General features: G+C 66.3%; 8 protein-coding genes. 1 reads left to right on the top strand and 7 read right to left on the bottom strand.

Annotation, left to right across the window (positions count from 1 at the left end):
• Positions 1-38 precede the first annotated feature (38 nt).
• From ACRYRV_RS03505 to ACRYRV_RS03525, 5 genes are all read right to left on the bottom strand, one after another.
• On the bottom strand, positions 39-1,229 hold the full coding sequence (locus ACRYRV_RS03505) for an HlyD family type I secretion periplasmic adaptor subunit (RefSeq protein WP_444985956.1): 1,191 nt from the start codon (positions 1,227-1,229) through the stop codon (positions 39-41).
• Positions 1,222-3,384, bottom strand: coding sequence for a type I secretion system permease/ATPase (locus ACRYRV_RS03510; RefSeq protein ID WP_309637273.1), 2,163 nt, complete (start codon positions 3,382-3,384; stop codon positions 1,222-1,224). Before ACRYRV_RS03510 ends, ACRYRV_RS03505 begins: the two co-directional genes overlap by 8 nt.
• Complete coding sequence (locus tag ACRYRV_RS03515) at positions 3,381-4,673, bottom strand: TolC family protein (RefSeq protein WP_444985955.1); 1,293 nt, start codon at positions 4,671-4,673, stop codon at positions 3,381-3,383. The genes ACRYRV_RS03510 and ACRYRV_RS03515 overlap by 4 nt, the downstream gene beginning before the upstream one ends.
• A complete protein-coding gene (locus tag ACRYRV_RS03520) occupies positions 4,670-12,844 on the bottom strand; it encodes a BapA/Bap/LapF family large adhesin (protein WP_444985954.1) in 8,175 nt (2,724 codons plus the stop codon). Before ACRYRV_RS03520 ends, ACRYRV_RS03515 begins: the two co-directional genes overlap by 4 nt.
• Before the next feature lie 90 nt (positions 12,845-12,934).
• The gene (locus tag ACRYRV_RS03525) at positions 12,935-13,759 is read right to left on the bottom strand and encodes an OmpA family protein (protein WP_309636260.1); all 825 of its coding nucleotides are present in this window, start codon (positions 13,757-13,759) and stop codon (positions 12,935-12,937) included.
• A gap of 352 nt (positions 13,760-14,111) precedes the next feature.
• Between ACRYRV_RS03525 and greB the strand changes: the two genes are divergently transcribed.
• Entirely contained in the window at positions 14,112-14,651 is a 540-nt protein-coding gene (greB, locus tag ACRYRV_RS03530; RefSeq protein ID WP_444985953.1) for a transcription elongation factor GreB, read from the top strand.
• Here the strand turns inward: greB and ACRYRV_RS03535 are convergent.
• A complete protein-coding gene (locus ACRYRV_RS03535; RefSeq protein ID WP_444985952.1) occupies positions 14,617-15,777 on the bottom strand; it encodes a methyltransferase in 1,161 nt (386 codons plus the stop codon). The two genes, greB and ACRYRV_RS03535, sit on opposite strands and share 35 nt — an antisense overlap.
• Complete coding sequence (locus ACRYRV_RS03540) at positions 15,774-16,613, bottom strand: methyltransferase domain-containing protein (protein ID WP_444985951.1); 840 nt, start codon at positions 16,611-16,613, stop codon at positions 15,774-15,776. Before ACRYRV_RS03540 ends, ACRYRV_RS03535 begins: the two co-directional genes overlap by 4 nt.
• Positions 16,614-16,717 lie beyond the last annotated feature (104 nt).

Consider the following 16,717-nt stretch of genomic DNA (forward strand, 5'->3'; position numbering starts at 1 on the left):
AATGTAACGAACGTTTGAATGATTCGCCAGTCGCCGCCTCAGTAGAGCCTCGCCTTGATGATCGGCTTCAGCAGGTAGCTCAGCAACGTCCGCTTGCCGGTCTGGATATCCACCTGGGCCACCATGCCGGGCCGGATCGGCAGCACCTCACCGTTGCGTTCGAGATAGGCGGTCTCGGTGCGGATCAGCACCTCATAGAAGGCCTCCTTGCCCCGCGGGGTCTCCTCCTCGATGGTATCTTCGCTGATCTGCTCCACCTCGCCCTTGAGGTCGCCATAGATGGTGTAGTCGTAGGCGGTGATCTTGACGCTGGCCGGCATGCCCGGCGCCACGAAGGCCACGTCCTGGGGCCGCACCCGGGCCTCGATCAGCAGCTGGTCCTCGATGGGAGTGATCTCCATGATCGGCTCACCGGACTGGATCACCCCGCCCTGGGTATTGACCAGAATATCGTTGACCCGCCCCCGCACCGGCGAGTGGATCTCGGTGCGCTGCAGCTGGTCGCTGCGCTGCAGCACGGTCTGCTCCAGGGTGCTCAGCTCGGCCTGCTTGGTGGAGAGTTCCGCATAGGCATCCTGCACATAGGTGTTGCGCAGCTCCGCCAGGCGGCCCGCCAGGCTGGCGATACTCTGCCCCAGCTTGAGCGCCTCCATCTCGCTGACGGAACGGCGCTGAACCAGCGGCTCTACCAGTTCGAGCTGGCGGCGCGCCAGGCGCATCTCCTCGTTGATCGAGCGCTCCGCCTCCCGCAGGCGATCCCGCCGGGCATGAAACAGCGCCCGCTCCGAACGCACCAGCTCCCCTTCGGGGTCCAGCTCCGCCGGGAAGTCGATCTCTTCAAGCTCCAGCACCTCCGCCTCCAGGCGGGCGATGGACGCCCGCAGCACGGCGATCTGGCTGACGGTCTCCAGGTAGGCGCTGCGAAAGCGGGTATCGTCCAGGCGCAGCAGCGGTTGCCCGGCCTCCACGCGATCGCCGCGACGCACCAGCAGCTCGGCGAGAATCCCTCCCTCGAGGCTCTGAATGGTCTGCATCCGGGTCAGCGGCACGACCCGCCCCTCCCCGCGGGTCACCTCGTCGATCTCGGCCCAGGCCGCCCAGGCGATGAAGACCAGGATCACCAGCAGGCTGACCCAGAGGATGGGGTGGCTGGCGCGGTGATGATGACTGAGCCGCTGGTCACCCAGCTCGCGCAGGATGCGCGTCTGCTCGATGCCCCGGTCAGCCATCGCTGCGCTCTCCCTTGCCGGTTGCCGGCCGCCGCCGCGGCGCCTTCACCTGGTTGCCACTGACCACGCTCTCCACCGGCCCGTCCATGACCAGCCGGCCGTCACGCAGCACCACGGCGCGCTCGACCAGGCTCAGCAGGCTGGTCTTGTGGGTCGATACCACCAGGGTGCGTCCGCCTATCCAGTGCTTCATGAAATCGATCACCCGCTTCTCGTTGGTCTGGTCGAAGGCCGACGTCGGTTCATCCATCAGCACGATGCGAGGGTCCTGCAGCAGCAGCCGGGCCAGGCCGATCGCCTGACGCTGACCGCCGGAGACACTGCCGCTGCCCTGAATGGGCAGGTCGAGCCCCAGCGGATGGCGGCGCACGAAGTTCCCCAGGCCCACCGCTTCCAGGGCCTCCATCAGCGCCGCATCGTCATGGGCCGCGCCGTCGAGCAGGAGGTTTTCCCGCAGCGTGCCGTAGAACAGGGCGATGTCCTGGGGCAGATAGCCGATGGCGCGACGGCGATCCGCCGGCTCGATCTGGGAGAGATTGACGTCATCCAACACCACCCGCCCCCGGGTAGCGTCGCCCAGCCCGGCCATCAGCCGCAGCAGCGAGGACTTGCCGGAACCGTTGCCGCCAAGCAGGGCCACGCGCTCCCCGGCGCGCACCTCCAGTGCCTTGAGGTCGAGGGCCGCCGGGCCGTCGTCCTGGTAGCGCAGCGAGACCTCCTCCAGCTGATAGTGGCCCAGCAGCGAAGGCTTGCGGGCGAAGGTGCGGCCTGCCGGGCGCTCCACCGGCGCCTGCATCAGCTCATCGAGCCCCTCCATGGCGACCTTGACGTGCTGCCAGCGCGCGAGCAGCCCCGCCACCTGGGTCATCGGCGACACGGTGCGCGACGCCAGGATGGTACAGGCGATCAGGGCACCGATGGTCATCTCGCCGGCGCCGATGCGATAGACACCGACCACCACCACCCCCACATAGCAGAGCTGCTGCACCATGCTGGCGCCATAGCCCAGCATCGAGGAGAGCCGACGCACCCGCACCCCCACCTCGGCCAGGTCCGCCGACAGGTGTTCCCACAGCCGCAGGTTGCGCCCTTCGGCCCGGGTCGCCTTGACCGTCTCCAGGTTCTCGATGGACTCCAGCAGCACGCCCTGGCGTACCGCGCCCTCGCGCAGGTTCTGCCGCGACAGCCGCGCCAGGTAGCCCTGGGCCAGAATGCCCGGCAGCACCATCAGCACCACGGCGGTCAGCGGCACCAGGGCCACCGGCCCACCGATATAGGCGATCACCCCCAGAAAGAGCACCACGAAGGGCATATCGCTGATGGCACCGATGGTGGAGGAGGTGAAGAACTCGCGCACCGACTCGAACTCGCGGATCTGCGAGCTGAAGGCCCCGGTGGAACCGGGCTTGGCCGCCAGACGCAGCTGCATCACCCGCTCGAACAGCAGCGAAGAGAGCTGGAGATCCAGCCCCTTGCCGGTCACATCGAGCAGGTGGGCCCGCAGCGTACGCAGCAGGAACTCCATGACCACGGCGATCACCACGCCGCTGGCGAGAATCCAGAGGGTGTCGTAGGCGGAGGTCGGCACCACGCGGTCATAGACCTGCATGGCGAAGATGGCGGTGGAGATGGCCAGCACGTTGGCCATCAGCGCCGCCACGCCGACCTCCCCCCAGGTCTTCCAGCGCCGCTTGAGCGGCCCCTTCAGCCAGTGCTCCTTGCGCTCCCGGGCGAAGTCGCCGGCGCGCTCGTCGGGCCGGTAGGCCAGCCGCGCCACCACGGCAGTGCCCGTATAGCACGCCGCCAGGGCCTCGCGGGACAGGCACTCCTGGCCTCCCCCGCTCTCCGGCAGCAGCAGCACCGCCTCGCCGTCGCGCCACTCCACCAGCAGCCGCACGCTGCCATCGTCGAGCAACAGCAGCGCCGGCAGCAGGCGCTCCCCCAGCTTCTCAAGGGGCATCGCCAGCGCTCGGGCTTCGACCTCGACCCGGCGCAGTGCACGGCCCACCAGGTCCAGAGGCAGGCGCCCCTGCTCCAGGGCCAGGCCATCGCCCAGCTCGGCGACCGACGTGGTCCGTCCAAGCCGACGGCATAAAAGCACCAGACCCTCGCGCAGAGGGTCGTGGTGATCAGGCAGGGATACTTGCTCCATCATGTCGAGGCGTTGCGCCCCTCCTCCAAGCTGGGGTTCATGTTCAGCAAGGTGCCGAGCTCACCCAGGTGGGTGGCGGCACGATACTGAAGGCGGGTCTGTTGGCTCTCCAGCTCGAGACGCTGGCGCTCGGCTTCGAAGAGATCGCGCTGAATCGGCAGCAGGTCATCGATATCCCGCAGTCCGACCTCGAACTGCTCCTGGTAGGCATCCGCCACCTCGGCGGCGTTGGCAAGCTGCGCTTCCAGGGACTCGAGACGCCAGCCCAGCATTTCATCCTGCTCGATCAGCGTGGTGAGTGCACGGCGCAGATCTCGGCGCGTGGCCCGCTGACTCCAGCGAGCCGCCTCGATCCGCCGTCCCGCGGCTTCCACCCGGCGGAAGTTGGAGAGGCCTTGGAAGGCCTCCATGCGCAGGCGAAGGGCAATCACCGCATCCTCCTCCATGCGCCCCCCGATCTCGCGACGCTGCAGCGAACCCTCCAGATTGAGCTGGGGCTTCAGGGAGGCCCGGGACTCCTCGCGCTCGGCGCGGGCGGCCTCCACCTCCTGGCTGGCCTGACGAAACAGCGGCGCCTCGACCACCGCCGCCTCGAGGGCGGCGGGGTCTCGCAGCCGCTCGGTCAGGCGCGGCGGTGCCGGCGGCTCCAGGCCATCGGGGTCCCGGTCGAGCAGCTCCCGGAACTGCCGCCGGGCATCCATCAGCGACCCGCGCTCCACCGAGAGCTGCTCCCGGGCGCGGGCCAGCTCCAGCTCGGCGCGCTCCGCCTCCCCGCGATCCACATAGCCAAGGCCGCTGCGGTCCCGGCTGAGTTCTGCCAGTGCTTCCAGGCGTTCTATATAGCGCTCCACCGCCGCCAGGCGCGACGCGAAGAGCAGCACGTCCAGGTAGGTCTCGACGATATCCAGCGCCGCCTCGTCGCTGGTAGCCTTGTAGGCCTCCAGGTACTGGCGCTCCACTGCCGACGCCCCCTCCACCCGGGAGCTGACTCGTCCCCAGTCGTAGAGCATCTGACTGGCGGTGATGTCGTAGCCGACCTCGCCCCAGAGCGAGTTCTCCGGGCCCGCCGAGGCCTGCAGCGTCGGCCAGTAGCCATCCCGGGCGATAGCCACATCGGCCCCCGCCGCCTCGGCCTCTTCACGGGCGGCCGCGACGCTTGGGTGAATCGAAAGCCCCTGCTCCACCGCCTCGGTAAGGCCGATGGCCAGGACCGGCGCGGAGACCGAAAGCAACAGCAGAGCCAGCAGCAGCCCCCCGGCCCGTGCAGGGCCGGGGCGATGCGCTCCGATCATGCACCCTCCACGTTAACGCCATCCTGAACCAGCAGGGTGGCATCGTCGCCGAAGGTGTACTCGGTATAGGTCACGCCGTTGATCACCTGGTCTTCACCTTTCGTCCAGCCATCGCCACTCAGGACCACGGCATCCTCTTCATCCCCGGCAATCTGCAGCACATCATTGTCATCGGTGAGAGCGATCAGATCATCGCCCGCCAGTGTCAGGGTGTTCTCCCCGTCGGCTTCTCCGAGATCGATGCGCTCGATATTGGCAACGGTCGCCGTGTCCGGATCGGTGAAGTCCAGGTCGAACTCGCCGTCCAGCAGCAGCACGTCGAAGCCGCCCTCACCATCGATCGGGTCGAACTCATTGCTTTCGATAACAAACAGCTCATTGGCAGGGTTAGTCGACCTGACAAAGACCGTCAGCTCGGCCGTCTCGGTCGGGCCACCCTCGTAGGCCACCTGATAGGTAAAGGAGTCGGAAAGCGTATCAACGAAGTTTTCCAGGTCCTCCCGTGGCGTATAGGTGTAGCTGCCGTCGTCCTGGACCACCAAGGTACCGTATTCGCCATCCAGGGTGACCGGGCCGTCCACAGTGCTTTCGAAGGTCTCGCCATCGATTGAGACACTCAGCTCGAAGTCGCTGCCGCGCAGCACGTCGTTCTCGAGCAGATTGCCCTCGGCGGTGGCCACATTATCGACCTCGAACTCATCCAGCAGGGTCACGGTGGAGCTGATATCCGCACGAATGCTGCCCGGCAAGCCAAGCAGACCGGTTCCCACCTCCATGGTGACGCGATACTCACCGGCTGTGAGGCCAGAGACTACAAACTCCCCACCGCTGCCAAGCCCCAGCAGGCCAATCAGCTGGTCATTGTTGAAGCTACGCTCCACCTCCCAGGAGCCATCGACTCGCTTCTCCAGTGCAATGGAGGTATTCCCCCCCACACTGAGCAGGTCACCACCCGTCACACTGATGGTCAGATCCTGAGTGGTGTTCTCCTCCACCTCGATGGTGCGGCTTGTGGGATCCTGTCGCGTCCAGACAGTAATCCCTAGCGCCCCCAGCAGCCAGCTGAAGCCAATTTCGTTATCCCAGTCGACGCCGTCTGCGGTGGCGAAGTCATACTCCACTCCAGCAAAGGCGATATCGCCCGCCGTGCCCTGGCCATCGATATTGATGGTCAGGGTCGCCTGCCCGGTCACGCGTGAGCCGTCAGGGTTGAAGCTGCCGTCGGTCACCGTATAGGTAAACACCTCCTCCTGGCCCAGGCCGGCGCGGGCGCCGGTGGCGTCGTAGGTGTAGCTGCCGTCCTCGAAGATCGTCAGCACGCCGTAGAGACCGGCAATGGTGACCCCCTCGCTACCGCTGCCCAACACCTCGACCACCTCGCCGTTGGCGTTCTCGACCCGGGTGACCACGCTACCCTGAGCGATACCGTCCGCGACGTTTCCGTCACCTTCGCCGGTGATCACATTGCCGCTGAACTCGAGATCGCCATCGAAGGCGTACTCGGTCAGGGTGGTAGTCACCTCGGTGGACTGCAGCAGGGTCAGGGTGTTGCTGACCAACGCTCCGGCGACCGCATTGAGCACACCATCGACGAGATCGCCAAGGCCCAGCACCGTCAGGGTATCAGTCAGCACATCAACCAGGCGGTCCACGCCCAGGCCGTTCAGGGTATTGAGCGTCAGCTCGAGAATGCTGCGCACCGTGCCGGAGAGCAGATTGCCACCCAGGGCAGTATCGACGGCGTCGAGCACCAGCTCCTGATTCTCCGGCCCCAGGATCACGCCGGCCTCGCCCAGCTCCTGTACGGAGAGGCCGGTGAGCAGGTCGGCGAGCGCCCCCTGGTCATTGCGCACCACCACGGTATAGTCGCCCGGCTCCAGCCCTGTGGCGGTAGCGGTCAGCGTATTGTCTCCGGTCAGGCCCAGCAGGTTGATTCCTGCTACATCCCCTACCAGCGGGTTGTCGGGCGTGGCCGCGGTAAAGACCACGTTGCCCGCGGCGTCGACCACCTCGATCACGAAGGCATCGGCCACCGCCACCAGCGCCGTCTGGCTGACCTGGATGGTCATCTCGCCCAGCTGATCCTCGCTGACCGTGAAGGGCACGCCGCTGATCTCGCCGGAGTCGCCCTCCAGCAGGCCCAGCACCTGGACGTTGCTCTCTGTCTGCGGCTCATTGACCACAGCGGACTGATTGCCCATATCCAGTGCGACGCTATCCGGCTGAGCATCAAGCTCCGGCAGCGCCTCGCCGTCGATCGCGATGGTCAGGTTGGCGGTCGCCTCGTTGAGGCCGTCGGATACCGTATAGGTAAAGGTATCGGACTCGCCCAGGGAGGCGCGATCGCCGTTGGCGGCGTAGCTGTAGCTGCCGTCGGCGGCAATGGTCAGCACACCGTAGAGGCCGGCGATCTCCACCGAGCCGCCTTCTGGCATCATGACCGGATCGCCGGAGGGGTTGCCCTCGGCATCCAGGAGCTGAACCTGGGAGATCTCGCTTCCCGGCACCAGCTGGTCGGCTGCATTGCCCTCACCTTCTCCGGTGATCACATTGCCCTCGACCGGCTGATTGGCAGCGAAACTGTACTCGGTCAGCGTGGTGGTGATGTCGGTGAACTGGAAGGCCGTCAGCGTATTGCTAAGCAGTGCCTCGGCAATAGCATCGACAACCGTATCGAGCACACCCGTTATGCCCAGCCCATCCAGTGGCCCGGTCAAGATACCGACCAACTCGCCGGCGCCAAGCTCCGTGGTGCCATCAAGCAGCGGTTCCAGTATGTTTCTAACAAAGGTGCCCAGTCCGAGATCAAGCCCAGGGATTAGCAGGTCGGCATTGAGCGCATCTTCGACAGCATCTAGCACCGCCTCCTGATTATCAGGGCCCAGCACGACACCAGCCTCACCCAGTTCTTCGAGCGTTAGCCCCTCCCCGAGCAGCCCTGCAAGCTTACTCTCCTCATTGCGCACGACCACGCTGTACTCGCCCGGCGCCAGGTCGGTCAGTACCGCGGTCAGGGTGTCATCACCGGTCAGGCCGAGGATTTCCAGACCACCGACATCCCCCACCAGCGAGTCTTCGGTGCCCCCCACATAGACCAGGTTGCCACCTTCGTCATAGACCTCCACCCGGAAGGCATCGGCCACTGCCACCAGCGCCGTCTGCTGGACCTGCAGTGCCACCTCGCCGGTCTGCCCTTCTGCCACGGTAAAGGTGGTGCCGGAGAGTTCGCCACCTTCGCCCTCGGCGACACCCAGCACCTGAACGTTTTCCTCGGTTTCAGAGGGGTAGACGGTGACGGACTGCTCGCCCAGATCCAGCGCGGCGGCATCGTCGACGGCATTCAGCTCGACGATCGTGACGGCGCCCAGCGAGCCCGGCGGGCTGGTCAGCTCACCCACTGTCTGACGGGCGATCACGGCGCCGTCGGCATATTCGTCAGCGGAAAGCTCGAAGCTGTCGCCTGTGCCCTCGGTCCAGCTGGCACCGCCGTCGGTGGAGTATTCCCAGGTGGCGTTCTCTTCCAGGCCGCCCACATTGACGGTGCCATCGCTGGTGATGCCATCGCCATCGATACCGGTATCGTTGGCCAGCGCCAGGGAGAGTACCGGGGGGGCCTGGGGCGCAGTGGCCTCCGTGGGCGCCGACTCGTTGCCCGCTTCGTCGGTGGCGGTAACGGTCACCTCTTCCCCATCGGTCAGCGGCTCGTCCAGCTCGATGGTGTAGCTACCGTCTTCATCGGCCGTAGTACGGCCCAGCTCGTTGCCGTCGTCATCACGCACGATCACGGTGCTGCCCGGCTCGGCCTCGCCACTCACGGCATCGCCGGCGTCATTGAACGCCGCCGTCGGAGCGTCCGGGGCGGTGGTGTCCACGCTCACCGCACCCAGCTCGCCGTTGTCACTGGTGTTACCGGCTTCGTCGGTCTGGCGGGCCAGGACGTCACCCTCGGCGTAGTCGCCTTCCGGCAGCACGAAGCTGTCGCCTGTGCCCTCGGTCCAGCTGGCACCGCCGTCGGTGGAGTATTCCCAGGTGGCGTTCTCTTCCAGGCCGCCCACGTTGACGGTGCCATCGCTGGTCACGCCGTCGACGTCACCGGTGTCGTTGGCCAGCGCCAGGGTCGGGGCGTCCGGGGCCAGGGTGTCGATCTCGAAGGTCACTTCGTTGGAGTCGGCGGAGCGGTTACCCGCCTCGTCGGTGATCACCGCCACGGCGCTGGCATCACCCTCGGCGAAGGGACCGGTCAGGTCCATCTCGACCTCACCCGCGGTCACCTCGCCCGCGGTGACGCTGTGTTCGAAGGTGTGCTCAACGCCCTCGGCATCGCTCAGGGTCACGGTGACGGTGTCACCCTCCTGGGTGCCCTCGGTCAGGGTCACCACCGCCTGGATGCCGTCTGCCAGCTCCTCGGCGTTGATAAAGCCGTTATCGGCTTCGGCGATGGCCAGCACCGGGGCATCGGTGCCGTCTTCGCCGCCGGGGCTGGTGAAGTCGGTGCCAATCTCGCGGGTGGCTTGCTCCGCCGAGTTACCCGCGGCGTTATCCACATCGGCGGTGACCGTGTAGGTCTGCCCATCACCGAGCGCCTGTAGATCCTCGCTCGGCACCGTAACGCTCCAGGCATTGCCGGTCACCGCGCCGGTGTAGGTTTCACCATCCAGCGTGACGGTGACGACCTGGCCGTCCTCCACCCCGGTGGTGGTGCCGGTAATGGTCAGCTCCTCCTGGGATTCCGCCAGGTTAAGGACATCATCGCCGGCAATGGTGTCGATCGTGATGGTCGGCGTGCTGCCATCTACGGTGACATCCATTTCCAGGATGCCCTCGTCACTGATGTTGCCAGCCTCATCGGTCTGGCGAGCCAACACATCCCCCTCGCCGTAGTCACCGTCCAGCAGCACGAAGCTGTCACCGCTGCCCGGTAGCCAGGTACCACCGCCATCGGTGGAGTATTCCCAGGTGGCGTTCTCTTCCAGGCCGCCCACGTTGACGGTGCCGTCGCTGGTCACGCCGTCGACGTCACCGGTGTCGTTGGCCAGCTCCAGGGTCGGGGCGTCCGGGGCGGTGGCATCCAAAGCGATGGTATCGGTCACCTCAATCGCGTTGCCTGCGACATCGGTCACCGTCATGGTCACGGTCAGCTCGCCGTCGGCCAGTCCGCTCAGGTCCTGGCCGGCCACGCTGATGACACCGTCCGTGACGGTGATATCCGCCGCGTCCACTACAACGCTGCCGCCGACGTCATCGGTGATCACGATGCTGGTGATGGTCACGTCATCGTCAGCGTCCAGCTGGCCCTCCAGCTCAACGCTCTCTACCTCGGCTGCATTGATCCAGCCGTCCTCATTGGGATCAACGAAGGCGATGCTGTTGGCCTCGGAGTCCGGCGCGGTGGTGTCCACGCTCACGGCGCCCAGCTCACCGTTGTCACTGGTGTTGCCGGCTTCGTCGGTCTGGCGGGCCAGGACGTCACCCTCGGCGTAGTCGCCTTCCGGCAGCACGAAGCTGTCGCCTGTGCCCTCGGTCCAGCTGGCACCGCCATCGGTGGAGTATTCCCAGGTGGCGTTCTCTTCCAGGCCGCCCACGTTGACGGTGCCGTCGCTGGTCACGCCGTCGACGTCACCGGTGTCGTTGGCCAGTTCCAGGGTCGGGGCGTCCGGGGCCAGGGTGTCGATCTCGAAGGTCACTTCGTTGGAGTCGGCGGAGCGGTTACCCGCCTCGTCGGTGATCACCGCCACGGCGCTGGCATCACCCTCGGCGAAGGGACCGGTCAGGTCCATCTCGACCTCACCCGCGGTCACCTCGCCCGCGGTGACGCTGTGTTCGAAGGTGTGCTCAACGCCCTCGGCATCGCTCAGGGTCACGGTGACGGTGTCACCCTCCTGGGTGCCCTCGGTCAGGGTCACCACCGCCTGGATGCCGTCTGCCAGCTCCTCGGCGTTGATAAAGCCGTTATCGGCTTCGGCGATGGCCAGCACCGGGGCATCGGTGCCGTCTTCGCCGCCGGGGCTGGTGGTGTCCACGCTCACCGCACCCAGCTCGCCGTTGTCACTGGTGTTACCGGCTTCGTCGGTCTGGCGGGCCAGGACGTCGCCGTCGGCGTAGTCACCTTCCGGCAGCACAAAGCTGTCGCCTGTGCCCTCGGTCCAGCTGGCACCGCCATCGGTGGAGTATTCCCAGGTGGCGTTCTCTTCCAGGCCGCCCACATTGACGGTGCCGTCGCTGGTCACGCCGTCGACGTCACCGGTGTCGTTGGCCAGCTCCAGGGTCGGGGCGTCCGGGGCCAGGGTGTCGATCTCGAAGGTCACTTCGTTGGAGTCGGCGGAGCGGTTACCCGCCTCGTCGGTGATCACCGCCACGGCGCTGGCATCACCCTCGGCGAAGGGACCGGTCAGGTCCATCTCGACCTCACCCGCGGTCACCTCGCCCGCGGTGACGCTGTGTTCGAAGGTGTGCTCAACGCCCTCGGCATCGCTCAGGGTCACGGTGACGGTGTCACCCTCCTGGGTGCCCTCGGTCAGGGTCACCACCGCCTGGATGCCGTCTGCCAGCTCCTCGGCGTTGATAAAGCCGTTATCGGCTTCGGCGATGGCCAGCACCGGGGCATCGGTGCCGTCTTCGCCGCCGGGGCTGGTGGTGTCCACGCTCACCGCGCCCAGCTCACCGTTGTCACTGGTGTTACCGGCTTCGTCGGTCTGGCGGGCCAGGACGTCACCAGCGGCGTAGTCGCCTTCCGGCAGCACGAAGCTGTCGCCTGTGCCCTCGGTCCAGCTGGCACCGCCGTCGGTGGAGTATTCCCAGGTGGCGTTCTCTTCCAGGCCGCCCACATTGACGGTGCCGTCGCTGGTCACGCCGTCGACGTCACCGGTGTCGTTGGCCAGTTCCAGCGTCGGGGCGTCCGGGGCGAGAGTGTCGATGGTCAGCGTAAAGCCGGCGCTGTCCGCGGAGATGTTGCCGGCCGCATCGGTGGCCGTGGCGGTAAAGACAAAGGTATCATCCGTCAGCGCCGGCACCTCGAAGCTCCAGTTGCCATCGCCATCGGCCGTGGTGGTGCCGATCTCGGTACCGTCCTGGAACAGGGTCACGGTGCTGTCCGCCTCGGCGGTACCTTCCAGGGTCGGCGTGCTGTCGTTGGTGACATCACCGTCGGCCAGATCGCCGGCCGGCTCCACATCATCCACGGCACCCGTTATGACCGGGGCGTCCGGGGCGGTGGTGTCCGGAGCGGTAGCGGTGGTCGGCTCGGATTCGTTGCCGGCCTCGTCGGTGGCAGTGACCTCGACTTCCTCACCGTTGGTCAGCGGCTCGTCCAGCTCGACGGTGTAGCTGCCGTCCTCGTCGGCGGTGGTGCGGCCCAGCTCGTTGCCGTCTTCATCACGCACGATCACGGTGCTGCCCGGCTCGGCCTCGCCACTTACGGCATCGCCGGTGTCATTGAACTCCGCCGTCGGGGCGTCCGGGGCGGTGGTGTCCGGAGCGGTAGCGGTGGTCGGCTCGGATTCGTTGCCGGCCTCGTCAGTGGCAGTGACCTCGACTTCCTCACCGTTGGTCAGCGGCTCGTCCAGCTCGACGGTGTAGCTGCCGTCCTCGTCGGCGGTAGTGCGGCCCAGCTCGTTGCCGTCTTCGTCGCGCACGATCACGGTGCTGCCCGGCTCGGCCTCGCCACTTACGGCATCGCCGGTCTCGTTGAACCAGGCGCTCGGGGCATCGGGAGGCGTCGTATCCTCTTCCGGCCGGGAGGGGCTACTGGAGGAAGAGCCGCCACCGCCGGCAGCGGCGGCGATGGCGGCAGCACCGCCCAGGCCGGCGGCAATCAGCCACCAGCCGATCTCCTGATCCTTTGCCGCCTCATCCAGCAGGTTGATCTCGGCAAAGGAGAATTCGCTCCAGGGTGAGTCGTATTGGCCCCACCACAGGATGCCGTTGGCATCTTCGAGCACAAGCTCATTGCGCTCCCCCTCCGGGGTATCGAAGAAACCGGCAATGATAATGGCCTCACCGCTGTTCAGGGTGATCAGCAGGTCTCCCGACTGAGCCTCGATAGAGGCAATTTCATCGGGCCCGACCGACAGCATGACGACGCTGTTGGTCAGGTTGGTGAGCTCGTCCAGCTGCACCTCGGCGCTCTGCCCACTTTCCTTGTCTGTTACCAGCACGGTTGCCAGGTTACGCATTGCCTTCCTCCAGGAAACTCTTCCGTTGCGAATCGGTCATGCAACACAAGGCGCCATGACCTCGCGGGACACGGCGCCTGTCCTTGTCATTTACATGCGATGGGGCTGTTCCAGTCGCTCGAAAACCTCGATGTCCACCCGCCGGTTGGGCTGCAGACATTTCACAAGCTCGCTGCTACCGGCTTCCTGGCAGAAGACAACCGGCTCAGTATCACCGCGCCCCTCGGCCACCATGGAGGCGCTTGGCAAGCCAAGCTCAGTGAAATAATGGCGCACAGCATCGGCTCGCTGCCGGGAGAGCGTCATGTTGTAGTCGGAAGGGCCAATACGATCGGTATGCCCTACCAGGGTGATCACCGGATTCTGGTAGGAGGCCCCGAGCTGCTGAGCCACGCGATTCAGACTCTGTCGCCCCTCGGCCGTAAGCTCATGCTCGTCGAAGGCGAACAGCACGTCGGCTGATAGGGTCAGTACCTCGACCTTCTGCTCGGGTAGTGCGGCGATGGCCGCCTGGTACATGCCTTCACAGGTATGGCGGCGCCAGTGGGTAGAAGCGACCTTGCCATCCCCGCCGATCACCACCTTGTACTGGCAAACCAGCAGGCTGTCGTCATTGGCAATCGGGAAGTTGACGTTGTAGTCCCAGTAGCGCGTTTCACCCTGGATGGTGCGCTGGTAGGGCTGCCCCAGAAGGCCGATCACCTCTTCCATTGGCGAGCCGGGAGTGACACTACGCAGGTTCTGCAGGGGCTGATCCTGCCCTGTGCGCAGGTAAGTAGTACTCAGCTCGGCTGGCTGTACCACAATATCCGGAAAGCTGAGCCCACGACCATCCCCCGCCACCGCGGGCAGTGCCACAACCGCATAGGCCCCGATCATCCAGCTGATCAGGGATCCAAACCTTTTGGAACGCATACCCCCTCCTTGTTTCCCGGCTTACCCATACCAACCTTACCCATACCAACCTCTGTAGTGCGCATAATGGTTACGCACTACGCGCCTCTCAGCAGAAAGGCTGATAGAAGTACTCAAGTTTTTATATGGGGTAGGCTATTTCGTCACCCTTTCCTAGTCAATATGACTTAGCTCAATCCACACCCAGAAAAAATGATGGAAACAAGATGCTTAATTTGCTTGGGCACAGCCAACCGGAAGACAAACCACACCTGGTTAAACGATAATCAAACGAAGAAATAAAATTTCCTCATTCGAAAGTCAGGGCAGTATCGAGCAAGTTTTCACTCTTGCCTTCTACACCGGAGACAGCATGAAAGGCCGCAACATGACCCGCTGGCGCGACCCGGCCAAGGACCCGCGCCAGGAACCCAAGAGCCACCTGATCACCGCCGAGGGCGCCGAGCGGCTGCGCGGCATCCTCGACCACCTCACCCGGGTCAAGCGCCCGGCGCTCTCCGCCAAGGTGGGCGAGGCCGCCGCCCTGGGCGACCGTTCGGAGAACGCCGACTACACCTACAACAAGAAGGAGCTCAACCGGGTGATCGCCCGGATCCGATACCTGACCAAGAGGCTCGACGAGCTGACGGTGGTGGATCGCCTGCCGGCGGACACCGGAAAGGTATACTTCGGCGCCTTCGTGACCCTGGAGGACGAGGACGGCGAGGAGATGAGAATACGCATCGTCGGACACGACGAGATCGAGCCGACGAAGCACTGGGTCAGCGTCGACTCGCCCCTGGCCAAGGCGCTGCTCGGCAAGCCCCTGGACGAGGAGGTGACGGTGGCCGCACCGGGCGGGGAGACCACCTACGTGATCACCGAGATCGACTATCGCAATCCGGGGAAATAGCCCGGTAGACCCGGAAGCGGCGGTCGTCGGCGAGGATCTCGAAGCCGCCGAAAGCGCGCTCCAGCAGATCCGGATAGGGCAGGAAGGCGTTGGCCACCAGGAGCAGCTGGCCGCCGGGCCTGAGGTGCGCCGGCGCCTCGAGGATCAGCCGCGCCGCGGGGCCATAGTCGATGGCCCGCTCCTGGTGGAAGGGCGGGTTGCTGACGATGGTATCAAAGGTGCGCCCCGCCAGCGCCGAGTAGACGTCGCTTTCCAGCGTTTCTCCAGACAGGACTTCTCCAGACAAAGCCTCGCCGGCCAAGCCGTTGGCCGCCAGGGTCCGCCGGGTCGCCTCCACCGCGAAGGCGTTGACGTCCACCGCCGTGACCGCCGCCCCGCGGCGCGCCAGCCAGGCGGCCAGGATGCCGTCGCCGCAGCCCATATCTAAAACATCGCCGAAAACAGCGCCGAGACCTTCACCAGGACCATCGCCCGACGCCCTCCCCTCACCCGGCGGCAGCGCCCCGCGCAGGGTCTCCAGCAGCAGCCGGGTGCCATCGTCGAGCTTGCCGTGGCCGAAGACCCCGGGATGGCTGGCCAGAAGCAGGCGCACGCCGTCCGGCTCGACTTCGAAGGCCGTCCAGGCCGCGTCCGGGTCGATCCCCACGGGGCCCAGCCGCGTTTCGAAGAGCGAGCAGCGCCGGGCGCTGTCGAGCTTGCGACAGCCGAGCCCCAGCGCCGCCAGCACCTTGAGCACCCGTTTGATGCCCCCCTGATTCTCCCCCACCAGCTGCAGCGGCGTGCCCTCGGGCAGGGTCGCGCAGAGCCACAGCAGCCACCACTCCCCCAGGGCATGGCTCTTGGGCCAGAACAGCACGGCCCCCTTCGGCGCCTCTTCATCGCCGGCCGGCTGGGGGTCGAGGGGCAGAGGTTCGAAGGGAGAGTGCGCGGGACGCCCGGCGGCCTGCCAGGCCGCGCGCACCGCCAGATCGGCGCTGATGGCCACGCCCTGCCCCGACTCCAGCCAGGGGTCCCGGGGCGGGGCCACCCACCACCAGCCGCGGTAGTCGGCCGCCTGGCGTGCCAGCAGCTGGCAGGTGGGCGTCTGGGCAGCGCCTGGAGCGGGCGCCGAAGTCTCGTGGGTCACGCTTGGGACTCCTTGTCTGTGTCTGGCAAAGGGGGCCGGGTCTCGGGAGAGGTGGCGGGGCGCACCAGGGTGTAGAGCAGGTAGCGCCCCAGGCGCCAGTGGGGGTCGACCCGGCAGTAGCGGCGCTCCAGGGCCAGCAGCGCCTCGCGGTCGGCGTCGCTCTGCGGCGGCTGGCGCAGGTAGTCGTTGAAGATGCGGATGCCGGCCACCCCGCGGATCGCAAGCCCGCACTCGGCGCTCCAGGCCTCGACCTGGGCATGGGTCAGCGGCGAGATCGGCGTCAGGCGCAGGCGCTCACCCCTGCCCTCCAGACGATCGGCCAGGGCCTTTTCCAGGTTGCCCTTCACCACGTTGGAGAAGCGCAGGGCGTCGCGGTTGAAGACCATCAGCGAGAGCTGCCCGCCGGGGGCCAGCAGGCCCGCCAGGGTAGCGAGGGCCGCGCGCGGATCGCCCAGCCACTCCAGCACCGCATGGCAGGCGATCAGCGACCAGGGGCCCGGCGCCTGCTCGGGCAGCGCCTGAAGCGGGGCCTGGATCAGGCGGACCTCTTGCCCCGCCAGGAACTCTCCAGCCCGGGCCAGCATCTCGCCGGAGGGCTCGGCCAGGGTCACGACGTGGCCGCGCTCGGCGAACCAGCCCGCCAGCTGCCCCAGGCCGCCGCCCACGTCGAGCAGCGGCTGGCCGTGAAGCTCGAGCATCTCCGGCAGCAGCTGGTCGAGCAGCGCCAGGCGCAGCTCACCCCGCACGCCGCCGTAGAGGCTGGCGGCGAACTTGTCGGCCAGGCCGTCGAAGTGGCGATCGCCGTGGGCGGAGAGCGAAGAAGCGGGTGCGGTCATGGGGGCTGCCTGAAGAAAAAGTGGCACCATTCTACCCGGAAGCGGCATACAGCTCATGGCCAGGAGTGGCGGCGCCCCATAGACTAGCCGGCTAACTGTCTTCC

It is taken from the genome of Halomonas mongoliensis, assembly GCF_052496345.1.